Origin of the sequence: Comamonas sp. A23 (assembly GCF_004522605.1) — a bacterium.
Taxonomy (GTDB): domain Bacteria; phylum Pseudomonadota; class Gammaproteobacteria; order Burkholderiales; family Burkholderiaceae_C; genus Comamonas; species Comamonas thiooxydans.
Genome location: NZ_RSDT01000003.1, coordinates 172,999 through 194,798, shown reverse-complemented (window position 1 = coordinate 194,798; position 21,800 = coordinate 172,999). Strand labels below are relative to the sequence as shown.

Annotated in this window: 17 protein-coding genes; 10 read left to right on the top strand and 7 right to left on the bottom strand. The window is 63.6% G+C overall.

Annotation, left to right across the window (positions count from 1 at the left end; all coding sequences use genetic code 11):
• The first annotated feature begins 14 nt into the window (after nt 1-14).
• The 6 genes from purU (at nt 15) to EIC84_RS09160 (ending at nt 8,062) form a co-directional block, all read left to right on the top strand.
• A complete protein-coding gene (purU, locus tag EIC84_RS09185) occupies nt 15-863 on the top strand; it encodes a formyltetrahydrofolate deformylase (protein ID WP_003068559.1) in 849 nt (282 codons plus the stop codon).
• A 24-nt stretch (nt 864-887) separates the two neighbouring features.
• Nucleotides 888-1,790 (top strand): LysR substrate-binding domain-containing protein, encoded by a 903-nt coding sequence (locus EIC84_RS09180; RefSeq protein WP_003068556.1) that lies wholly within the window; start codon nt 888-890, stop codon nt 1,788-1,790.
• A 111-nt stretch (nt 1,791-1,901) separates the two neighbouring features.
• Nucleotides 1,902-3,821: a UvrD-helicase domain-containing protein gene (locus EIC84_RS09175; protein WP_003068554.1), complete on the top strand. Its 1,920-nt coding sequence runs from the start codon at nt 1,902-1,904 to the stop codon at nt 3,819-3,821.
• A 156-nt stretch (nt 3,822-3,977) separates the two neighbouring features.
• Nucleotides 3,978-5,099: an ABC transporter substrate-binding protein gene (locus EIC84_RS09170; protein ID WP_003068552.1), complete on the top strand. Its 1,122-nt coding sequence runs from the start codon at nt 3,978-3,980 to the stop codon at nt 5,097-5,099.
• 138 nt (nt 5,100-5,237) lie between these two features.
• The gene (locus EIC84_RS09165) at nt 5,238-6,785 is read left to right on the top strand and encodes an FAD-linked oxidase C-terminal domain-containing protein (protein ID WP_003068550.1); all 1,548 of its coding nucleotides are present in this window, start codon (nt 5,238-5,240) and stop codon (nt 6,783-6,785) included.
• A gap of 14 nt (nt 6,786-6,799) precedes the next feature.
• The gene (locus tag EIC84_RS09160; protein ID WP_003068547.1) at nt 6,800-8,062 is read left to right on the top strand and encodes a sorbosone dehydrogenase family protein; all 1,263 of its coding nucleotides are present in this window, start codon (nt 6,800-6,802) and stop codon (nt 8,060-8,062) included.
• 13 nt (nt 8,063-8,075) lie between these two features.
• Here the strand turns inward: EIC84_RS09160 and EIC84_RS09155 are convergent, their stop codons facing one another.
• From EIC84_RS09155 to EIC84_RS09135, 6 genes are all read right to left on the bottom strand, one after another.
• Nucleotides 8,076-9,407: a D-serine ammonia-lyase gene (locus tag EIC84_RS09155; protein ID WP_080554225.1), complete on the bottom strand. Its 1,332-nt coding sequence runs from the start codon at nt 9,405-9,407 to the stop codon at nt 8,076-8,078.
• Between the two features lie 75 nt (nt 9,408-9,482).
• On the bottom strand, nt 9,483-11,717 hold the full coding sequence (locus tag EIC84_RS09150) for a phosphocholine-specific phospholipase C (RefSeq protein ID WP_192810461.1): 2,235 nt from the start codon (nt 11,715-11,717) through the stop codon (nt 9,483-9,485).
• 25 nt (nt 11,718-11,742) lie between these two features.
• Nucleotides 11,743-11,916, bottom strand: a complete 174-nt coding sequence (locus EIC84_RS25955; RefSeq protein WP_003068537.1) for a hypothetical protein — start codon at nt 11,914-11,916, stop codon at nt 11,743-11,745.
• A gap of 228 nt (nt 11,917-12,144) precedes the next feature.
• Nucleotides 12,145-15,267 (bottom strand): efflux RND transporter permease subunit, encoded by a 3,123-nt coding sequence (locus EIC84_RS09145; protein ID WP_003068535.1) that lies wholly within the window; start codon nt 15,265-15,267, stop codon nt 12,145-12,147.
• A gap of 162 nt (nt 15,268-15,429) precedes the next feature.
• On the bottom strand, nt 15,430-16,758 hold the full coding sequence (locus EIC84_RS09140) for an efflux RND transporter periplasmic adaptor subunit (RefSeq protein ID WP_003068530.1): 1,329 nt from the start codon (nt 16,756-16,758) through the stop codon (nt 15,430-15,432).
• A 15-nt stretch (nt 16,759-16,773) separates the two neighbouring features.
• Entirely contained in the window at nt 16,774-18,036 is a 1,263-nt protein-coding gene (locus EIC84_RS09135) for a TolC family protein (protein WP_034362858.1), read from the bottom strand.
• Nucleotides 18,037-18,183: 147 nt separating this feature from the next.
• On the opposite strand from EIC84_RS09135, the gene EIC84_RS09130 reads away from it, so the two are divergent.
• Complete coding sequence (locus EIC84_RS09130) at nt 18,184-18,873, top strand: heavy metal response regulator transcription factor (RefSeq protein WP_003068520.1); 690 nt, start codon at nt 18,184-18,186, stop codon at nt 18,871-18,873.
• Nucleotides 18,874-18,883: 10 nt separating this feature from the next.
• Here EIC84_RS09130 and EIC84_RS09125 read toward each other — a convergent pair whose 3' ends face one another.
• Complete coding sequence (locus tag EIC84_RS09125; RefSeq protein ID WP_003068517.1) at nt 18,884-19,225, bottom strand: DUF5713 family protein; 342 nt, start codon at nt 19,223-19,225, stop codon at nt 18,884-18,886.
• Between the two features lie 58 nt (nt 19,226-19,283).
• On the opposite strand from EIC84_RS09125, the gene EIC84_RS09120 reads away from it, so the two are divergent.
• From EIC84_RS09120 to EIC84_RS09110, 3 genes are all read left to right on the top strand, one after another.
• On the top strand, nt 19,284-20,705 hold the full coding sequence (locus EIC84_RS09120; protein WP_003068514.1) for a heavy metal sensor histidine kinase: 1,422 nt from the start codon (nt 19,284-19,286) through the stop codon (nt 20,703-20,705).
• Between the two features lie 99 nt (nt 20,706-20,804).
• A complete protein-coding gene (locus EIC84_RS09115; protein ID WP_046461706.1) occupies nt 20,805-21,209 on the top strand; it encodes a hypothetical protein in 405 nt (134 codons plus the stop codon).
• 100 nt (nt 21,210-21,309) lie between these two features.
• Nucleotides 21,310-21,741 carry a hypothetical protein gene (locus tag EIC84_RS09110; protein ID WP_003068510.1) on the top strand — a complete coding sequence of 144 codons (432 nt, stop codon included), beginning with the start codon at nt 21,310-21,312 and terminating at the stop codon, nt 21,739-21,741.
• Nucleotides 21,742-21,800: the final 59 nt, after the last annotated feature.

Here is a 21,800-nt window from a genome sequence, read left to right as displayed (position 1 = left end):
ACAATTGCCGAGCTATGACCCAAGCCTATATTTTGACTTTATCCTGCCCAGACCGACTGGGCCTGGTGCATGCCGTTTCCGGATTCTTGCTTGAACAAGGCGGCAATATTGAAGAAGCAGCGCAGTACAACGACCCGGTAACCGGTCTGTTCTTCATGCGCGTGCAGTTTGCCTGCGATGGCAAAGACGCCGCCTCTTTAAAGGCATCCGTTGCCGAATTAGCTGATCAATATCAAATGCAGTGGAGTTTGCACTCCAAGGCCGAGCGCATCAAGACCGTCATCATGGTCAGCAAGGAAGGCCACTGCCTCAACGACCTGCTGTTCCGCTGGAAGTCGGGCCTGCTGCCCATCGAGATCAAGGCCATCATCAGCAACCACCGCGAGTTCTATCAGCTGGCGGCCAGCTACAACATCCCCTTCCATCACATTCCCGTGACTGCCGCGACCAAGGCCCAGGCCGAAGAGCGCCAGTACGAGATCATCGAGGAAGAAGGCGCCGAGCTGGTGGTGTTGGCACGCTACATGCAGGTGCTGTCCAACGACCTGTGCAAAAAGCTGTCCGGCCGCGCCATCAATATCCACCACAGCTTCCTGCCCAGCTTCAAGGGCGCCAAGCCCTACTACCAGGCGCATGACCGCGGCGTGAAGCTGATCGGCGCAACCGCCCACTATGTGACGGCCGACCTCGACGAAGGCCCGATCATCGAGCAGGACGTGGCACGCGCCGACCATACCGACACCGTGGAGGACCTGACGGCCCGCGGCCGCGACACCGAGAGCCAGGTTCTGGCCCGTGCCGTGAAGTGGCATAGCGAGCGCCGCGTCATTCTCAACGGTCACAAGACCGTTGTGTTCCGCTAAATCCCTGGGCTTGGGATTGATTGTATGACCCGCAGCCCCGGCGCCTTGAACAGCATTACGGCCAGGCGGATTCCGCCGATACAGTGCCTGCTCACCTTCGAGGCTCTGGCGCGGCTGCGCTCGGTCACCTTGACGGCGGAGGAGCTGTGCGTAACGCCCAGTGCCGTCAGCCACAGAGTCAAGCAGCTGGAGCAGATTCTGGGGGCTCGCCTGTTCGGCCGAACGGATTTCTCGCTGACCACGGACGGCAGCTCCTATCTGGCCCATGTGCGTGAAGGCCTGGGCGCCTTGCAGCGCTTTCCAGGAGCGTCAGCCTCGCCTGGGCGCAGACGCCTGAAGCTGGCCGTCACCCCCACCTTTGCGCGCGTGATCCTGATCCCGCGCCTGCGCCAGTTCACCGAGGCCTATCCCGAGATAGACATTGCGCTGCAGGTGTCGATTCCGCTGCTGGATGTGATCGGCGAGGATGCCGACCTGATGGTGCGCTTCGGCGCCGGCCACTATGCCGATGTGGAGCACATCGAACTGGCCCGCGACACGGTCACGCCGCTGGCCTCGCCCAGCTTCATCCGCGAACATGGCCCGTTCGAGCGCCCGGACGACCTGGAAGGCATGCCGCTGCTGCGCAGCCCGCTGGAGCCCTGGCGCACCTGGTTCGCAGCGACCGGCCTCGACATGGCCGAACCCAACGAAGGCTCGCAGTTCAACGACATCGGTCTGATGTGCGACGCCGCATCGGCCAGCATGGGCATTGCCCTGGTACGCCACAAGCTCGGCGCCCCCTGGCTGGAAAACGGTACGCTGGTGCGCCTGTTCGATGTCGATGCTCCCAGTCCCCACGCACACTATCTGTGCTGGAAGACCGGCATCATGGACCGCTGGGAATGTGTGGCCTTCGCCGAGTGGCTGCGCAAGGCCATGGGCTGAGCTGCAACCCGGCGGCTTCGCGGCGGCGCAGTTCTTGCTCGCAGTCCCTGGACCGGCGAACAGCCGTTGCACGGATAGCTCGATGGATAACGAAGATGGAGCACCCACTGCATGAACCTGCAGCCCAGGCTGTACCCCGGCCTTGACCAGAACCAGGCCCTCAACAGCGAAGCGTCCTCGCTGCTCATCCGCGCCCTGGCCGGCACGGGCAAGACGACTACGCTGGCCATCAAGGCCACCGACCTGATCTGCACCCAGGGCGCGCGCAACGTGCTGATGCTGGCCTACTCGGAGGCCGGCATCAAGGCCATTCAGGCTCGCCTGGACCGGATCTCCGCCGTGCGACTCGAAGGCCTGCATCTGCTCACTCTGGAGCATTTTTGCGCCCGCCTACTCGAAGAGCAGGGCGACCCTGTCCCCATGCTCTCCTCCAGCCTGGAAAAGAACCTGCTCATCCAGCAGGCGCATGAAGCGCTGTCGCAAGAGGCCGAACGGCATGCCGAGCTCGACATACCCGAGCTGGCGGACTACTTCGCACGGCCTCTGGACATCAGCGCCTTCCTCGCTTTCGAGGCCCTGGCCAAGCAGTGCATGCTGGAACTCGACATCGACGACAGCGGCCTCAGCGCGCTGGCATATTGCCGCGACAACGCTCTGGACTACGGCCTGTACCGGCTGCTGCGCAGCTATGAGCGGCTACGCGCAGGCCCCACCCAGGAGCCGCTGTTCTATGCACCCGGCGACTGCACCTACGCGCTCGCCTGCCAGCTGGCAGCACTGGACTTCGACGCCGGCTTCCCGCTGCTGCAGGGTCGCTTCGAAGCCGTACTGTTCGACGAACTGCAGGACCTTGACGAAGCCGCGCTGCTGGTGCTGCGCCATCTGGCGCGCGGCAACGGACGCTTCATCGGTGTCGGCGACTTCAACCAGCACATACTGCCGGGCGCCTCCTCCATCTTTGGCGACAGCGCCCAGCGCATCCTGCAGGAGCTGCCCGCGGGCACCGGCCAGGCCACGCTCAACACGACCTATCGCTTCGGCCCCCTCATCTGCCAGGAACTGAACCAGCGCTTCGGCGTGGAGTTCGACGCCCATTACCGCAACGCCTCGGCCTGGTTCGAACATCGCCATGGCGATGACGAGGACTGCGCCCGGCAATTGCTGGATATTCATGCCACCGTGGCCCGTCTGCCCCGCAAACCGCAGGACCCGCCAGCCGTGCTGCGAGTCATCCTGCATTCACCCGAAGATTCGGTACTGCTTGAATGGCTGTTCGCCCACGAGGGCGTGCACTATGCCTGCAAAGGCATGCAGCGCTTCTACCAGCGCCGCGAAATCGCCCTGGTGCTGGCCATGCTGTGGGCCATGCAGGGCTGCAGCGGCGGTGCGCTGCTCTCGCAAGGCATTCTGAGCAGCGCTGCCGAAGGTCTGATGCGCTATGTGCGCCATGCCAGCCCGCCCGACCGGGATCTGCTGGCCAACGGCCTGTTCGACATGACTGCACTGGGCGACGCCCCGCCGGAGTCCGACACGCTGCGCATTGCCGCCGAACTCATGGGACAGCAAGCCGCCATGCGCCGCTTCCTCGCCGCCTACATCGCACCAGACTCCCCCTGTGCCCGGTTGCTGGCCTTGCCCGCAGACCAGTGCGCCGATGCGGGGCAGTTGCTTCTGCACCCTCTGTTGCGACAGTTCTTCGCCCAGGCCCCCATCAGCCAGGACGAACTGCGCCAGTGCCTGGCCAGCCTGCAAGCGCTGTCGCGCATCTGCGCCGGGCTTTCCGTCGATGAATTCCTGGGCCGCCTCAGCCTCATGGTCCAGTCGAGCATCGCGCAGCATCAGCGCCATGAAAAGCCCAGCTTGCAACTGCTCACGGTAGAACGCAGCAAAGGCCATGAATACGAGTATGTGGCCGTGCCCTTTGTCAATTCCAGGCACTTCTCGCCCAATGCGAGCGACCCACAGCGCAACATGCTCTACGTCGCCATGACCCGCGCCAGCAAGCGCCTGTGGATACTGGAGAGCAGATGACGACGCAAGGCCATGGGGCGATGCAGATCAAGTCCGTACCTCATAAGCGGGTCAAAACACCATAACGTCGCCCCCAGCCGACATGGCCACAGTTGCCCTCTCCCACCCTTGTTGCAGTCCTCCCACCATGGGCTCACAACAACGAGGAGGAGACCCATGCAAACCCCATCGCGCTGCGCCTGGCTACTGGCCGCCGGCATCACCGCCAGCCTGACCCTGCATGCGCAGGAGAACAAGCTCACCATAGGCGCCAGCTTGCCACTGTCAGGCTCGCAGGCCGAAGCCGGCAAGGAAGGGATGAGCATCATGCAGGCGCAGGTGGAGGCATTCAACAAGCAGGGAGGCCTGGGCGGCAAAGCTTTGACACTCAAGGTGCTGGACGATGGCTACGAGCCGCAGCGCGCCGCCGGCAATGCACGCCAACTGATCCAGGAAGGAGCCCTGGCCCTGCTCAACTGCTGGGGAACGGTCAGTTGCACAGCCATGCAACCCGAGGTACAGCAAGGCCAGACGGCCCTGGTGGGCGTGATTGCCGGAGCCGGCAGCATGCGCCAGCAGCCGGGCCGTTTCATCTATCCGCTGCGCGCCAGCACCCAGGCAGAAGTCGCGGCCATGCTGCAGCAGATGCAGACCATAGGTCTGCGACGGATCGCCATCGTTCACCAGAACGACGGCTTCGGCAAAAACAGCCTGCAGATCGCCCTGAACGCCTTTGCAGCCAATGATCTCAAGGCCGCGGCAACTCTGGCCGTGGAGGCTTCGGGCAGCAACACCCCGGACCTGGCCAGACAGCTGGCCGCCCTGCCCGATCTCCAAGGCGTCATCGTGCTGGCGGGCGCCCCTGCCACCATAGGTCTGATCACCATGGCCAGACAGGCTCATGTCACGGTGCCTTTCTACAACCTGGCCGCCCAGGCCAACCGTGCGGTGGTGCAAGGGCTGGGCCCTTATACACGCGGCATTGCCTTCACCACCCTGGTACCCAGCCCCTGGAAGGGCGCGGTTCCGGCCATCAAGGACTACCAGCAGCTCCTCGACCACGGCGGCATGCCGCCGGCCTCCTATCTGGGCCTGGAAGTCTTTCTCAACACCCGAACCTTGCTGGATGCGCTGCGTAAAGCTGCGCCCACAAGCAATCGGGCGGGCTTGCTGGCCGCCCTCGACGCCATGGGCGAGATTCGCTACGGCGCCATGCATCTGCGCTTCACACCGCCGCGCAGCGGCTCCAGCTATGTGGGGCTGACCATGATTGATGCGAGCGGTCATTTCAGGGAATAAATCAACTCCAAGTCTTATTCATCAATCGTCAATAGCTATTGTTTCAAGAGCAAATATCATCATCGTCGCAAAGCATTTCAAGCAGCTTTGCAATAAAGCTCACACCAATGCGCGGGCGCATCCCCTACATTTGCAGGCATGACGTTCGCCAGCACTTTTACCGATCTCGTCGCCACCTCCAGCGCAGCGGCCAACGCCGCACACCACCCGCCCGAGCAGTCCGAGCGTGCTCGGCGCCAGGCCGAGGTGGTGGAGGCACTGCGCCCCCATGTGCCGGCGCATGCCCTGCTCTATCAGAGCGAAGACACCACGCCCTATGAGTGCGACGGACTGACGGCCTACCGCCAGCGCCCTCTGCTGGTCTGCCTGCCCGAGACTTATGCTCAGGTGCAGGCTGTGCTCCAGGCCTGCCACGCCATAGGAGCGCCCGTCATTGCACGTGGTGCGGGCACCGGGCTTTCGGGTGGCGCCATGCCTCACCCCATGGGCGTGACGCTGTCGCTGGCCAAATTCAACAAAATCCTCAAGGTCGATGCCTACAGCCGTACAGCCCTGGTGCAGTGCGGTGTGCGCAACCTCGCCATCAGCGAAGCCGCTGCCCCCTACGGTCTGTACTATGCGCCCGACCCCAGCAGCCAGATCGCCTGCACCATCGGCGGCAATGTGGCCGAGAACTCGGGCGGCGTGCACTGCCTCAAGTACGGGCTCACGGTGCACAACGTGCTCAAGGTCAAAGGCTTCAGCATCGAAGGCGAGCCCGTCGAGTTCGGCTCGGATGCGCTCGACACCCCCGGCCTGGACCTGCTGGCCGTCATGATAGGCAGCGAAGGCATGCTGGCCGTGGTGACCGAGGTCACGGTCAAACTCGTGCCCAAGCCCCAGCTGGCGCGCTGCATCATGGCCAGCTTCGACGATGTGCGCAAAGCGGGCGACGCAGTGGCTGCGGTGATCGCGGCCGGCATCATTCCCGCCGGACTGGAAATGATGGACAAGCCCATGACGGCCGCCGTGGAGGACTTTGTGCGTGCCGGCTACGACCTCACGGCGCAAGCCATCTTGCTGTGCGAGAGTGACGGCACGCCCGAGGAGGTCGAGGAAGAGATCGCCCGCATGAGCGAAGTTCTGCGCCACGCCGGCGCCACGGCCATCACCGTCAGCGAAGGCGAGGAAGAGCGTCTGCGCTTCTGGAGCGGGCGCAAGAACGCCTTCCCCGCAAGCGGTCGTATCAGCCCCGATTACATGTGCATGGACTCCACCATTCCGCGCAAGCGTCTGGCCGACATCCTGCTGGCGATTCAGGAGATGGAGAAGAAATACCAGTTGCGCTGCGCCAACGTGTTCCATGCAGGAGACGGCAATCTGCACCCCTTGATACTGTTCGATGCCAACAACCCCGACGAACTGCACCGCTGCGAGCTGTTCGGAGCCGACATTCTGGAAACCAGCGTGGCCATGGGCGGCACGGTGACGGGCGAGCATGGTGTGGGCGTGGAAAAGCTCAACAGCATGTGCACCCAGTTCACAACGACCGAGAACGCCCAGATGTTCGCGCTCAAGGCGGCGTTTGATCCGCAATCGCTGCTCAACCCCGGCAAGGTGATTCCCACGCTCAACCGCTGCGCCGAGTACGGCAAGATGCTGGTGCGCGGCGGACAGATTGCCCACCCCGATCTGCCGCGCTTTTAACCTCCTGGAGAACCATGCAGCGCAAATACAGGTTGATTCTGAGACTGTCTGCGCTGCTGCTCATGGTTGCCAGCCCAGGTGCGCATGCACGCGGCTATGCCTCCACCGGCAAATGCGGTATCTATCCACGCCTGGCCATCACCAGTCCCTCGGGCACCTGCGTAGGGCTGATAGCCGACGATGCCCATGGTCTGCGCTTTCCGCGCCGCGTATTGGAGATTGAGCCGGGCCGTATCTGGGTGCTGGACATGGGCAACTGGATGCCCCAGGTGGGCCAGCTGATCGAGCTGCGCCTGCCGCCAGATGCGGCGACTCCCGCCAATGCCAACACCACGGCCAGGGCCGTCGAAGCCAGAGTGTTGCTGAGCAAGCTCAACTACCCTTCGGGCATGGCGCGCGGTCCGGACGGAAAAATCTATATCGGCGAGGCCGACAAGATATGGCGCGCTGCAGTGCCTTCACTCGGACAGACACCTCAGCCCGAGTTGCTGGCCAGCGGCCTGCCGGCCGACGGTGCGCACCTGCTCAAGGAGCTGGCGTTTGCGCCGGACGGCAGCCTCTACGTCAATATGGGATCGGCCACCGATGCCTGCCGGGGTGAAGACCAGAAGCAAGCCGTGCCCTGCCCCGAGCGCAGCGCGGCCATGCCGCGCGCTGCCGTCTGGCGCATGGTGCTGCAGGCCGGCAAGCAGCCCGTCAAGGAATTCAAACCCTTTGCCAGCGGCCTGCGCAACTCCATGGCGCTGGCCGTGATGCCCGACGGCCCTGCGGCAGGCACCGTCTGGCAAGGCGAAAACAATATCGACTACCGCGACCCCAGGCAACCGCCGGAGGAGCTCAACCTGCTGCGCGCGGGTGCCGACTACGGTTGGCCTTACTGCATAGGCGCACGCCAGAACGCACAGGGTTATGAAAAGCGCTTTGACTGCAGCAAGACCGAGGCACCGCATATGCTTTGGCCCGCCCACGTGGCTCCGCTGCAAATGCTGGCCACGCCTATGGGCAGCGCGTTTGGCGGGCAATTGCTGGTGGCCTGGCACGGCCAACGCGCAGACGGTCAACGCCTAGTGGGCTTTGCGCGCGACGACAAGGGCCGGCCCTCTGGCAAACCCATTCAATGGCTGAGCAACTGGGACGCCAGGCCCGGTCTGCGCCCCGGCGGGCGCCCGACGGGCATGGGCCTCGATCATGCGGGCCGCCTGCTGGTAGTGGAGGACTTCAACCGCAGCCTGCTGATGCTGATGAGTGAAGCGGGCACGGCGCCAAGACCCAGGTAACCAGGTAAGGTGCTCAGTTCAGCAGATCGCGTCCACGTGCCAGAAACCTCGCGTACTCCTCGTCGGGGACAAACAGGCCGCCCGTGGTCCAGACAATATGTGTGGCGTTTGCCATGTGCGGCAGCAGCTTCTGGCGCTGCAGATAATCCTGACCCGCAACACTCTCCAAAAGGGCGCGCGGACCGCTAAAGCCCGCTGCGGCCGATGGCTCGATCTGCAGCCCCTCTCTATCCTTCAACAGGCACAGATGGCAAAACAGGGTTTCGTCCTCCACCGTGAAAACTCCGCCGAGAAAACCACGCACCACGTCGGCAGCCAGCTCCGATGCACGCGGCACTGCCAGGCCATCGGCCTCGGTCTGGTTGTTCAGGCCCAGCTCATAGACCGAAGGATGGGCTTCCAGACCAGGCAGCGCTGCAGCACCGGCGAGCATCTCCACCATGAAGCAGGGCGACTGCACGGGCTCGGCAAAAAAACAATGCACATGCGGCCCGAATGCCTGCTGCAGACCCAGCGCCACGCCGCCGGGCGCCCCTCCAACGCCGCAGGGAATATAGACAAACAAAGGATGCGTCTCATCCACGGCAATCCCGTTCTCTGCAAGTTGCGCGACCAGGTGCGGAGCCGCCGCCGCATAGCCAAGCAGCAGCGAAAGCGAATGCTCGTCATCCACAAAGTGACAGTGCGTATCCTGGTCGGCCAGCGCGCGGCCTGCGGCCACGGCCTGGGCATAGTCGCCGGCATGCTCCACCACCTGCACGCCACGGGCTCGCAGGCGCTGCTTTTTCCACTCCTTGGCATCGGCAGACATATGGACCGTTGCCTTGAAGCCAAGGCCCGAAGCCATGACGCCAATCGACAGGCCCAGATTGCCCGTGGAGCCTACCGCCACCTGGTAGCTGGCGAACACCGCACGCGCAGCATCGGAGGCCAGTTGCAGATAGTCGCCATCGGCCAGCAGGCCATGCTGCAAAGCGATCTGCTCCGCATACTCCAGCACCTCATGCACGCCACCGCGTGCCTTGATGGAGCCCGCTACAGGCAGGCTGTGATCGGCCTTGAGCCAGAGCCGACCCAGTTGCTCGGGCAGCTGCAAAGCCTGCTGCATCTGCGGCACGTGCAGCAGCGCCGACTCAATACGTCCGCCAGACGCCTGCAACTCTGGAAACAGCTGCGCCAGCAAGGGTGCAAAACGTTCAAAACGCTGTACAGCCTGCTGAACCTGAGCTGCGTCTATAGAGTGCGTGGACCGAGCCCCCTCGCTGCGCCCGGCCCATAGCGCGGGCCGGGCATGACGCAGGTCTTCAACAAGGTCGCGCAGTGCGGGGAAAGTCATGGCAGGCATCCATCGTCATACAAGACCGCCATATTAGGGCCAATGGTGCATGCCAGACAGGTCAGCAAAGGCGCAGCATGGTCGCTATACCTCGCCCATGGCCGGGTCGCTGATCGTGTGCTGACCGGTTTCCACGCGGCCGGCAAAGCGCCGGTAGTACGCCGGATCGCTGTTGCAGGTTACGGCAAAGTCATACCACTGGCCGCTGGCCTTCAGCTCCCAATGCCTCTCGGCGTTGGCGGCAGCGGCAACGCTAACCGTCCATGGACCGTCGCTCAGGTAGGCCATGGGTGTGATGGTGAACACCGCAGCCTGAGCGCCCTTGTTCATCAGATCCACATAGACATTGCCATTGGCGATGTCGTAGCAGACACGCACCTCGGGGGCTGCCTGTGTACTGCCCAGGCGATTCAGGTCGCCCTTGAAGTGACGGTGAAAACCGTTGGGACCCAGCACCCAGAGATCGTACTTGCCGAAATTGTCGCGCACGGCATCCCAGGTATCGGACAGCGTCTTGCCCGCTTCCACCATATAGCGACGCGGCGTGCGATCCAGCTTGTAGCGGTCATAGACATGGAAGACGGCCGCCTGTGTACCGGTGTTGGCAAACACCAGCTCCACCTGGCTGTTGGCCTGACAGCGCGCACTGGTGTGCAGCTCGTAGGGCAAGGCCCGCGAGGGACGCGTACCGACCGCCTGCAAAGGCAGCTGCATATCGCGCGGCACCGGCACGGCGGGCAGCTTTTGCTGATCGGCACGCAGCTGGTCGGCGACATCACGTGTGGATCGTCCGGCCAGCAGGGGCAGGGTCTCGTTGTTCGGCGTCTTGAAGTTGAAGGTGCTCAGAAGATCTCCACATACCGCACGACGGAACGGGCTGATATTGGGTTCCTTCACGCCAAAACGTGCCTCCAGAAAACGCAGCACCGACGTATGGTCGAATACCTGCGAGTTGACCCAGCCGCCACGACTCCAGGGCGAGATCACATACAGCGGAACGCGCGGCCCGGGACCGTAGACACGGCCATCGGGGGCGGGCTGGCTGCGGCTGCCGACCGGCGCGCCATGCGTGAAGTACTCGGCCTGCAGATCGGCCTCCGGCAGCGTGGTCTTGCCTGCATAGGTCTTGTCGGCGTTCTGCGATGGCGCCGAGGGCGAAGGCATATGGTCGAAGTAGCCGTCGTTCTCGTCGAAGTTGACCAGCAGCACGGTCTTGCTCCAGACCTCGGGATTGGCCGTCAGCGCATCCAGCACCTCCTGCAGAAACCAGGCGCCCTGCACCGGGCTGGATGGGCCGGGGTGTTCGCAATAGATGGACGGTGCATTGACCCAGGACACCTGGGGCAGCTTGCCTTCGCGAATATCGCGCTTGAAGGCGTCCAGGTATTCCTCGGGCTTGTTGCCGGGCAAGGTGTTGGCCACGCCTTTGTACAGCGGGTTGGCAGCGTTGTCGCTGGCCGCATCATAGGCGTGGTAGGGCAAAGCCTGGCCGGTGTTGGTATACGGCGCATTGGGCGCTCCGCCGCTGGAGACAGGAAAGCCGGAGGCCAGATTCGCTCTGCGGAAGTTCTGGAACGCCCCCAGCATGTTGTCGCCCCATTCGTCGGGCATGTTCTGGTAGCTGATCCAGCTCACCCCGGCTTCCTGCAGCCGCTCGGCATAGGTCTTCCATGTATAGCCGGTGTTGGCGTCGCTGGGCACGCCGTTGATGGCATCCCACTCGTTATTCACGAAGGCCACGTTCTGCGGTATGGCACCGTTGGTGCCTGTCATGTGGAATGACCGGTTGGCGTCGGTTCCGGTGTGCATGGCGCAGTGGTAGGCATCGCAGATCGTGAAGGCATTGGCCAGCGCGAACTGGTAGGGCAGCTCCTGCTCCTTGAAATAGCCCATGGAGGTGTCCGTCTTGGCCACGGGCCAGCGCGACATGCGGCCGTTGTCCCAGGCCTGCTGACTGTCCAGCCAGGAATGAGGGGTGCCGGAAACGCGCTGCGCGTTGTTGGCCGTTCCGTCCAGATGGTAGGGCGTGATGACCGTACCGTTGGCACGCTCCTGCTGCCAGACCTTGCGGCCGTTGGGCACGGGAATCGTCATCCGGTCGCCAAAGCCGCGCACCCCCTTGAGTGTGCCGAAGTACTGGTCGAAAGAGCGGTTTTCCTGCATCAGGATCACCACATGCTGCACGTCCATGACCGTGCCCGTGACATTGTTAGCCGGAATGGCCAGCGCACGGCGGATGCTGGGCGGAAAGGCCGCCAGTGCGGCAGCGGAAAAGGCGGCGTTCTTGCCGGCCTGCAGAAGGTTGCGTCGCGAAATCATGGTGAAGCCTTGTCTGTCACCGCGCTCAGGGAGCACAGCGCATCTCCGGCTTGGCCGGCTCGGTGGGGTTCGTGGGGGTCGTGGGATTGGTCGGGTTCGTGGGAGCAGGCGGACTGTCATCGCTGCCGCCACAGGCGGCCAGCGTGGCGGCCGTCAGGCAGACGAGCGCCAGCGCCTTGATCAAACGCTTGTTTTGCATGGAGTCTTTCACTTGGATGTCGACAGGTTTCGACCGGCAAGAATCTAGGAAAAGCTCGTGTCATGCCGATGACGCCCGTGTTTCAATCCGTTTCCTCGCATCGCGCCAGCGCCCGGAATTCGCGGGCCTTGCTCGGCACGAAGCGCCATGCAAAAAGGGCCGATGCATTCGCATCGGCCCTGTGCAGAAGACATTGCAACGCCGTTCAGAGCACTGACGCTTGCACGGTTATTGGTGCTTCTGGTAACCGAGTCTGTACAGCAGTGGCAGCACCAACAGCGTCAGCACCGTGGACGAGAGAATGCCGCCAATCACCACCGTGGCCAGCGGCCTTTGCACCTCGGCCCCCGTTCCCGTGGCAATCGCCATGGGCACAAAGCCCAGCGATGCCACCAGGGCCGTCATCAACACGGGACGCAGACGCGTGAGCGCCCCTTCGGTCACGGCCTGTTCCAGATCCATTCCCTGTTCGCGCAAGCTGCGGATATAGGAGATCATGACCAGGCCGTTGAGCACGGCCACGCCGCAGAGTGCGATAAAGCCGATGGCCGCCGAAATGGACAGCGGAATGCCGCGCAGCCACAGCGCTGCAATTCCGCCCGTCAACGCAAACGGAATGCCGGTGAAGACAATGAGACCGTCGCGCACGTTGCCGAACATGGCAAACAACAGCGTGAACACCAGCGCCAGCGCCACGGGCACCACGATCATCAGACGCTGACGAGCCGACTCCAGGTTCTCGAAGGTTCCGCCCCAGCGTGTCCAGTAACCTGCAGGCAACGCAACGCCTTCGAGTTCCTGCTGAGCCTGTGCCACGAAGGAGCCGATATCGCGCCCGCGCACGTTGGCGCTGACCACGATGCGGCGCTTGCCATCCTCGCGGCTGACCTGGTTGGGCCCCGGTGCCAGCTCCACCGTCGCCACTGATGACAGCGGCACAAAGCCCAGACGCCCGTCGCCGCCGCGCGGCAGCGCAATCGGCAGGCGGCCTATGCTGTCCACATCGCTGCGCATGGCCTCGGGCAGGCGAACCTGGATGGCAAAACGTCGATCCCCCTCGAATACCGTGCCGGCTTCACGCCCGCCAAATGCCGTGCTGATGGCATCTTGCACATCGCCCATGTTCAGGCCGTAACGCGAGGCTTTTTCGCGGTCAATCTGCACCGTGAGCATGGGCAGGCCCGTGGTCTGCTCGACCTTGACCTCGGAGGCACCAGGAATCTTTTGCAGCATGGCGGCTACGGCCTGCGCGGACTTTTCCAGCTGGACCATGTCATCGCCGAAGATCTTGACGGCCACATCGCTGCGCACGCCCGAAATCAGCTCGTTGAAGCGCAGCTGAATCGGCTGCGAGAACTCGTAGTTGCTGCCCGGAATCTTTTCCACGGTCTCTTGTACGGCAGCCAGCAGATCGTCACGCGAGCGCGCCGGATCGGGCCATTGCTCACGCGGCTTGAGCATGATGTAGCCATCCGAAATATTAGGCGGCATGGGGTCGGAGGCGATCTCTGCAGTGCCGGTGCGCGCAAACACACGCTCGATCTCAGGGAACTGCTTTTTGAGCTCGCTCTCGATCTGCATCTGCATCTGCACCGACTGCGTAAGGCTGGTGCCCGGTATGCGCAACGCCTGAATCGCAAAGTCGCCCTCATTGAGATTGGGGGCAAACTCGCTGCCCATGCGCGTGGCCAGCAGCAGGCTCAGGGCAACGATGACGCTGGCCGCCGTCAGCACCACTGCAGGTGCATGCATGACCTTGTCCAGCACCGGCGCATAGGCACGGCGCGCCCACTCCATCAAACGGTTTTCCTTCTCGGCCACCTTGTCGCCCATAAACAGCGCAATCGCGGCAGGGATGAAGGTGATGGACAGCAGCATGGCACCCAGCAGCGCGATCACCACCGTCAGCGCCATGGGGTGGAACATCTTTCCTTCCACACCGGTAAGCGCAAAAATGGGCAGATAGACCACCATGATGATGAGCTGACCGAACAACAATGGACGCCTTGCCTCCCTGGCTGCCGCAAACACTTCCTCGAAACGTTCGCTGCGGGTCAATGATCGGCCTGCTGCTGCCTGGGCATGGGCCAGACGGCGCACGCAGTTCTCCACGATAACCACCGCGCCATCAATGATGATGCCGAAGTCCAGCGCCCCAAGGCTCATCAGATTGGCGCTGACGCGCATCTGCACCATGCCCGTGAAGGTGAACAGCATGGACAGCGGAATGATCAGCGCCGTGATCAGCGCTGCCCGCAGATTGCCCAGAAACAGGAACAGGATCGCCACCACCAGCGCTGCTCCCTCGATCAGGTTCTTCTTGACCGTGGCAATGGCCTTGTCCACCAGATTGGTGCGGTCGTACACCGTCACGGCCTTCACGCCGGGCGGCAGGCTTTTGTTGATCACCTGCATGCGCTCATGCACCGCCTGCGCCACGGCACGGCTGTTCTCGCCAATCAGCATGAACACCGTCCCCAGTACCACTTCGCGTCCGTTGTCCGTGGCAGCTCCCGTGCGCAGCTCGCGGCCCAGGCCCACATCGGCCAGATCGCGCACGCGAATCGGCAGGCCTTGCGCCGAGCCCACGATGACTTCGCGAATATCGGCAATGCCCCCCACCTGTCCCGGTGCGCGGATCAGATACTGCTCGCCCTGGCGCTCGATATAGCCGGCGCCCACATTGGCGTTGTTGCGCTCCAGCGCCGCGACGATATCGGCCAGCGTGAAACCATAGGCCGCCAGCTTTTGCGGCTGCGGTGCCACCAGATATTCCTTGGCGAAGCCGCCGATGGAGTTGATCTCGGTCACTCCCGCCACATTGCGCAGCTGGGGCTTGATGACCCAGTCCTGGATCTCGCGCAGATCCATGGGGGTATAGGGCGAGCCGTCGGGTCTGGTGGCACCCTCATCGGCCTCCACGGTCCACAGATAGATCTCGCCCAGCCCCGTGGAGATAGGTCCCAGCGCAGGCGCGACACCCGCCGGCAGGGCATCGCGCGCCTGCTGCATGCGCTCGTTAACCAACTGGCGTGCAAAGTAGATGTCCGTGCCGTCCTTGAATACCACCGTCACCTGGGACAGGCCGTAGCGCGACAGCGAGCGGGTCTGCTCCAGCCCCGGCAGGCCGGCCATCACGGTCTCTATGGGGAAGGTGACGCGCTGCTCGGTCTCCAGCGGCGAATAGCCTGGAGCCGAGGTATTGATCTGCACCTGCACATTGGTGATGTCGGGCACGGCATCGATGGGCAGACGCTGGTAGTTGTAGATACCCAGGCCCACCAGGGCAAGCGTGGCCAGCATGACCAGCCAGCGCTGGGCAATCGCAAAGCGGATGATGCGCTCAAACATTCAAACTCCAAATATCTTCATCTGCCCTGTCACACTGGCGCAATCCAAACCAGAGACACCGAGCAAGAGCCGCCTCGCGGCGGGGCCACCCAGGCGAGGGTGTCGTCCCCCTTGGGGGCGCCGTGCAACGGGAAGGCGCGCCGCGCCTCAGGGGGTGGCTAATCAGTGCACATGCTCGGCTGTTGCCTTGCCAAGCTCGGACTTCAGGACGAAGCTGCCGTCCTTCACATAGCGCTGGCCTGTACTCAGGCCCTGCAGCACTTCGGTGTTCTGGCCGTCGGTCTTGCCCAGCTTCAGGGCCTGCGCCTTGAAGCCGCCGTCCACCGGCACAAACACCACGGGCTTGTCGCCGTCGATCTTCTGGATGGCCGCACTGGCCACCGTCACCGCCGCCTTCTGGCTGGATGCCGTCAGATCCACATTCACGAAGAGGCCCGGACGCCAGATGCCATCCGGGTTGTCCAGGGTGATGCGTGCCGGTGCCGTGCGGGTTTCCTGCCCTATCAATGCGCCCACATAGGCCACCGTCCCCGTGGCTTTCGATTCAAAGGCCGTCGCATGCACAGTGGCCTTTTCGCCCACGCGCACAAAGGGCAGGTCGCTGGCGGCCACCTTCATTTCAGCCCAGACCGAACGCAGATCGGAGATGGTGAACACGGCCGTGCTGTCCTGCACGGCTTCGCCCACGGCAAGATGCTTTTCCACCACCACCCCATCGAAGGGCGCGCGCAGCTCGAAGCGGTTCAGCGCCCCGGCAGTGCCTGAGCCGGCACCGATTGCAGCCAGCTTCTGTTGCGCATTGGCGGATGCGATCTCGGCCTCGCGCAGTGCCTGCTGGGCCTGCAGATAGTCCTGCTCGGCCGAGATCTTTTCCTGCCACAGCTGCTTTTCGCGCTGGTAGGTGGTGCGCGCCAGTGCGAGACGCTTTTGCGCGGCCATCAGCTCGCTGCGCTGCTCGGATACCGCGGGGCTGGTCAGGGTGGCCAGCAACTGGCCCTTCTTGACCACCTGCCCCAGATTGGCCGCTACGCTCTCCGCCACGCCCGCCACCCGCGGCACCACATGAGCCGTCCTGTCCTCGTTGAAGCGAATCTCGCCCGGCAACTGCAGCATGCTGGCTATCAACGCCGGGCCGGCCTCGGCCAGCGCCACGCCCGCAGCCCTGGCGCGCTCGGCATCGAGTTTGAGCAGGCCTTCATCCTCATCATCGGCATGAGCGGATTCGGGCTTGGCTGCAGGTTTTCCGGCGCTTGCTGCCTGTTCATGCCCAGGCTCGCTGCCATGGTCATGCCCCTCTTTTTCGTCATGCTCATGCCCGTTGTTTTCTTCATGGGCATGACTCTTCTCTGCAGCACCGTGACCGTGGCCTTCAGCGCTGACAGCCGCCGGCTGCGTACCGTAGACAATGGCTGCAGCAGCGGCCGCGCCGAGCGCCAGAATGATGGCGATGGCAATCGCCGTGCGGCGGGGCTTAGGGGATGTGGAATTCATGATATGTGCTTGTTCTTACTCAAGACCGGGCACATCGCCCAGTTGGCGGGTGATGTCGGCAGCCGCCTGATGGGTTGCCACCAGCTGCTCCAGATAGAGGCTTCGTGCCTCGGCCAGCGTGCGCTGGGCATCCAGCACTTCCAGATAGCTGAACTTGCCCAGGGCAAAGCCCTTGGCTGCGACTTCGTAAGCGGACTCGGCTGCCGGCAGGACCTGCTGTGCAAGTTGCTCGGCCTGGGCCCGGCTGGACTGCAGTTGCTCGCGTTGCTGCTGCAACTGTGCGTACATTTGCTGGCGTGTGGCCAGCAGCTCGTCCTCGGCCTTGTCGGCCAGACGCAGCGCCTGCAGCTGATTGCCGCGGTTGCTGTCCAGAATCGGCAGCGGCACCGAGATACCCACCACCAGCTGATTGCGTCCCACTTCCTGTGCACGCTTCATGCCCAGACTCACGCTGGGGTCAGGCAGGCGCTTGGCACGCTCGAGCTCGGCGACGGACCTGGCTTGAAAAACGGCCTGCTGCGCGCGCAGCATCTGCGGTGAATGCTCCAGCTTTTCCAGCATCAGGCCTTCATCGGGCAGCACAGGCAGTTGCGCCAGCTCCCCCACCGCACTGCCAAATGCCGCAGGCTGCGCTCCCCACAGCGCCGCCAGCTGCTGACGTGCCACACGCAGACCGGAGCGCGCTTGCGCCAGCGCCAGCTCGGCACTGCTCTCGGCCACGCGGGCCTTGGTTTCCTCCAGGGGAGCCACCTTGCCTGCCAGCACGCGCTTGGCCGCGGCATCGCGGGCACTGCCGGCAATCTCCAGCGTCCTCTGGTGCAGCTGCACGCGTTGCTGGCCGGCCAGCACATTGGCAAAAGCCGTGCGCACATCGGCACGCAGACCGGCCTGCGCGGCCTCCAGCTCGGCCCTGGCCAGTTCGCGACCATGCCCGGCCGCCTTCATGCGGGCCTCGCGCTTGCCGCCGATCTCTATGGACTGGTTCCATTGCAGAGTCATGGACCTGGTTTCGCGGCGCGTGTCTTCCTGCGAATAGGCCAGCTCGGGATTGGGTCTGGCGCGACTCTGAATCAATGCCCCCTCGCTGGCCGCCAGGGCCTGCGCTGCCGCTCGCAGACCAGGGTTGTGCTCCATGGCCAGCGCCAGTGCGGCCTGCAGGCTGATGGGGGCGGCTGCTGTTGCTGCTGTTGGCGCAGCTTGTTGCGCCCAGGCACAAGGCACGAAAAGGCCCAAACCGCTGCCCAGCAACACAGCGGCCGCCTTGGTGATGAATGTCATGGTGATGCTCCGCCGGCATGCCTGCCCTTCCATTGGCAGTCTTGTGCAAGCGGAGCAAATCTAGCCTCGCGGCCCCCACAGGGTTCTGACCTCAAGATGACAAATTTGTCATCTTCGCAAACGACCGACTTGCTCGACAATCTGCGCATGAAGCTTCTAGTCATCGAGGACGAAACCAAACTCGCCGAATACTTGCAAAAAGGCCTGGGCGAGGAAGGCTTTGTGGTCGATGCCGCGCACAACGGCATTGACGGCCTGCATCTGGCCACCGAGCAGCCCTACGACCTCATCATTCTGGACGGCATGCTGCCCGGCATAGACGGCCTGGCCGTGCTGGCGGCTCTGCGCCAGTCTCGCCAGACACCAGTGCTCATGCTCACGGCCCGCGCCCAGGTGGAGGACCGCGTCAAAGGACTGCAGGCCGGCGCCGATGACTACCTGGTCAAGCCTTTCGCATTTTCGGAACTGGTGGCCCGCATTCATGCACTGCTGCGCCGCGGCCTGCAGGCCCAGGCCACGCCCGAAGCCACGGTGCTGCGCATGGCCGATCTGGAGCTGGATCTGCTGCGTCACCGCGCCACGCGTGCTGGCCAGCGACTGGACCTGACGGCCAAGGAGTTCAATCTGCTGAGTCTGCTGCTGCGGCGCCAGGGCGAAGTGCTGTCGCGCACCGAGCTGGCCTCCCAGGTCTGGGACATGAACTTCGACAGCGAAACCAATGTCGTCGAGGTCGCCGTGCGCCGCCTGCGCCTCAAGCTCGACGCGCCGTTCGAGCTGCCCCTGCTGCACACGGTGCGCGGCATGGGCTATGTGCTGGAGCTTCGCCTTGATGCCTGATGGCCGGTGCTTACCATTCGCGTAGAGCGATCAGTTCCTCCACATCCGCATCTTCAAAACCATAAGCCTTGGCTACGGCCTCGAAGTCAGCCGCAATGCATTCACGTGCCGCCGTCTCTATCTCGCTGCCCTGCTCTTCGAACTCCTGCTGCAGATCGTTGAAACGCTCGGTCGCAGTGTGGGCCAATCGATACAGCTGCTCCAGATTCTGCGGCTTTTGCTGCTCTATCTGCAGGCAGAGTTCTCTCAGAATATCCTCGCCCTTGCGAACCAGTTCTTCAGGGAAATAGCTGTCCTCGTACATCTCCAGCAAGAAGGCGTAGTTGTTCATGATGGCGTTACCAAGACTCATGGTCCGTTCCTTTTCCAGCAAACCGCAAACAATGAATCTTCCAGCATAGCAGCCACTCATGACCGCTGATCACGTCTCTCCAAGCACTCCTCAGATCCCGAACCTGAGCCGCCGGCTGTCGCGCTCGCTGGCCCTGCAGACCATGCTGGGCCTGGGCCTGGTCTGCGTTGCCGTTTACTGGGGCAGCTGGCTCGCACTGGCCCAGCGCCAGCAGGAAAGCCTGGAGCAAAAGCAGGTCACGGTAACGCATCTTCTGCAACAGGCGCGTGCCAACCGCTCCGCGTCCAGCATGCAGCACATGTTGTCCGACTTTCTCACGGGCCACGAGGATATGTCGATCCGCGTCAGCTATGCCAGCGGCGCACTGCTGTTCGAGAAACTGCACCAGCCCCTGGACGATGTTCACAGCGCACGGCGCAGCTTCAGCGTCGTGCTGCCAGCCCATGTGGACCAGCAGGAACAGCAGCTCGTGCAGGTGCTGCTGATGCTGGACCGCCGCCCCGACGATGCCCTGCTGCGCCAGCTGGCCTGGATTCTGGGCCTGGCCGCCGTCAGCGGTGCGCTGCTGGTGTCGCTATTCAGCGCCTGGCTGGTGCGCCGCGGGCTGGCGCCTCTGCATTCGCTGGTGGAGCAGACCCGGCAACTGGGCGCCAAGGATCTCACGCACGACTGGCAGACCAGGCTTGACGACAGCAACCAGCCCCAGGAGCTGCGTCCGCTGATTGCACAGTTCAACGCGCTGCTGGAGCGGCTGGCCGTGGCCTACCGGCAGATGGAGGCCTTCAATGCCGATGTGGCCCATGAGCTCAACACCCCTCTGACCACGCTCATCAGCAGTTGCGAGCTGGCTCTGCGCAAGCCCCGCGATGCCGACGAGCTGCGCGATATCCTGGCTTCCAATCTTGAAGATCTGCAGCGCATGGCCGGCATCGTGGCGGACATGCTTTTTCTCTCTCACGCCGATCGCGGCGAGAGCGCGCACCGCATTCAGGTGGCCAGCCTGGCCAGCCTCGCGCACGAAGTGGTGGAGTATCACGAGGCCGCGCTGCAGGAAGCCGATCTGCAGGTGCGGGTGCAGGGCGATGCACAGGCCCAGGTCGATGCGCGACTGCTGCGCCGGGCGCTGTCCAATCTGCTGGGCAATGCCACGCGCTATGCCACGCCGGGCAGCTGCATAGAGATTCAGATCAGCATGCCGCAGGCCGGCCAGGTCAGGCTGGCGGTGCAGAACCAGGGCCAGGCCATTGCCGCAGAACATCTGCCCAGACTGTTTGACCGTTTCTATCGCTCGGACGCAGCCCGCAGCCAGGCCGATCGCAACCACGGCCTGGGCCTGTCCATCGTGGCCGCGATCGCGCGCATGCATGGCGGACAGGCGTTTGCGCACTCCGACCGCTCTGTCACCTCCATCGGGCTGAGCCTGCCTGCGGGACAGGATGCGCAGGCCCGGGCGCCTGTTTCATCCGGCAACCTGGCGTAAAAGCCGATGAGGCCCACACGCAGCACCGAGCAGGGATGACATGGAGCTGCGCGCTCAGGCCGCAAGATGGCCGGCCGTGTATCGCTGAAAGGAAACACCATGCATTGCTTGAGAAACGCTGCCTGCCTGGTTCTGGCCGCCAGTGCCGGTATCGGCCTGCCCGCTCTGGCTCAGGGCCGGATTCCCGATATGCAGCAGGCCGGCGTGCTGCGCTACAGCTGCGGCGGCATAGGCGAAGATGAATCCACACTCATGCGCGCCGCGATGAAGGACTACCCGCTGTCGCTGCTGTTTGCGCAAAAGGACGGCGCCTATCTGGCCAATGTGGCGGTCGAGGTCAGCTCCGGCAAGGACAGCAGCCGCTTCACGGCTAACGGCCCGGTCTGTCTGATCCAGCTGCCCGCCGGCAGCTACAAGATCACCGCCACCACCAGGGAGGGCGCCAGCCAGACCCAGGCGGCAGAGATCGGCAAGGGCCCGCATCAGCTGGACTTCCGCTACTAGCGGCGAGCCGCCGGCAGGCACCGGCAATGCCCCGGGCCTGTCCAGGGGCGATGCGCGTGGGCGGGTTCGGCCGGGCCCTGCAATGAGGACAATAAGCGCCATGTCCCAAGATCAAGACGCATCCACCTATCAGGCCCATCTGCAGGCCGGCAACGCGCTGGTACAGCAGGCCCAGAAGATTGCCACGCAGGACTTCGAGCAGGCCCGCGCATTCTGGCAGGCCGCCGGCAAGGAGTTCTATCTGGCGCACAAGGCCGATATGAGCGAGCCCGAAGCCGCCTTTCGCCTGGCACAGGCCTGGATGGCCGAGGCCCACGCCTTGCAGAAGGAAGAGAACCGCAACGCGCTGGTCATGTGGGCCAACGCCGCTGCGCAATGCGAGCTGGCCTTCGACCTGGAGCCAGAGAACGGTCGCATCGCCATGACGGCCGCCAGCTGCCACCTGTTTGCCGGCCAGACCGATGCCGCCAAGGCCTGGCAGCTGATTGGCAAACAGCTGCTGCCGCCCGAGCCTTCCGCGCCCGATGCCTGATATTTTTTGATAGCTTGCTGCGTATTAAAACAAAGGGGTTCAGTGCATGAATGCATTGA

Excerpts from the sequence above, each read along its gene's own strand:
- EIC84_RS09180 (WP_003068556.1), top strand. The coding sequence starts at position 888 with ATGACCCGCAGCCCCGGCGCCTTGAACAGCATTACGGCCAGGCGGATT.
- EIC84_RS09150 (WP_192810461.1), bottom strand. The coding sequence starts at position 11,717 with ATGATTTCGCGACGCAACCTTCTGCAGGCCGGCAAGAACGCCGCCTTT.
- purU (WP_003068559.1), top strand. The coding sequence starts at position 15 with ATGACCCAAGCCTATATTTTGACTTTATCCTGCCCAGACCGACTGGGC.
- EIC84_RS09110 (WP_003068510.1), top strand. The coding sequence starts at position 21,310 with ATGTCCCAAGATCAAGACGCATCCACCTATCAGGCCCATCTGCAGGCC.
- EIC84_RS09115 (WP_046461706.1), top strand. The coding sequence starts at position 20,805 with ATGCATTGCTTGAGAAACGCTGCCTGCCTGGTTCTGGCCGCCAGTGCC.
- EIC84_RS09135 (WP_034362858.1), bottom strand. The coding sequence starts at position 18,036 with ATGACATTCATCACCAAGGCGGCCGCTGTGTTGCTGGGCAGCGGTTTG.
- EIC84_RS09155 (WP_080554225.1), bottom strand. The coding sequence starts at position 9,407 with ATGCCTGCCATGACTTTCCCCGCACTGCGCGACCTTGTTGAAGACCTG.
- EIC84_RS25955 (WP_003068537.1), bottom strand. The coding sequence starts at position 11,916 with ATGCAAAACAAGCGTTTGATCAAGGCGCTGGCGCTCGTCTGCCTGACG.
- EIC84_RS09175 (WP_003068554.1), top strand. The coding sequence starts at position 1,902 with ATGAACCTGCAGCCCAGGCTGTACCCCGGCCTTGACCAGAACCAGGCC.
- EIC84_RS09165 (WP_003068550.1), top strand. The coding sequence starts at position 5,238 with ATGACGTTCGCCAGCACTTTTACCGATCTCGTCGCCACCTCCAGCGCA.
- EIC84_RS09170 (WP_003068552.1), top strand. The coding sequence starts at position 3,978 with ATGCAAACCCCATCGCGCTGCGCCTGGCTACTGGCCGCCGGCATCACC.
- EIC84_RS09145 (WP_003068535.1), bottom strand. The coding sequence starts at position 15,267 with ATGTTTGAGCGCATCATCCGCTTTGCGATTGCCCAGCGCTGGCTGGTC.
- EIC84_RS09160 (WP_003068547.1), top strand. The coding sequence starts at position 6,800 with ATGCAGCGCAAATACAGGTTGATTCTGAGACTGTCTGCGCTGCTGCTC.
- EIC84_RS09140 (WP_003068530.1), bottom strand. The coding sequence starts at position 16,758 with ATGAATTCCACATCCCCTAAGCCCCGCCGCACGGCGATTGCCATCGCC.
- EIC84_RS09130 (WP_003068520.1), top strand. The coding sequence starts at position 18,184 with ATGAAGCTTCTAGTCATCGAGGACGAAACCAAACTCGCCGAATACTTG.
- EIC84_RS09125 (WP_003068517.1), bottom strand. The coding sequence starts at position 19,225 with ATGAGTCTTGGTAACGCCATCATGAACAACTACGCCTTCTTGCTGGAG.
- EIC84_RS09120 (WP_003068514.1), top strand. The coding sequence starts at position 19,284 with ATGACCGCTGATCACGTCTCTCCAAGCACTCCTCAGATCCCGAACCTG.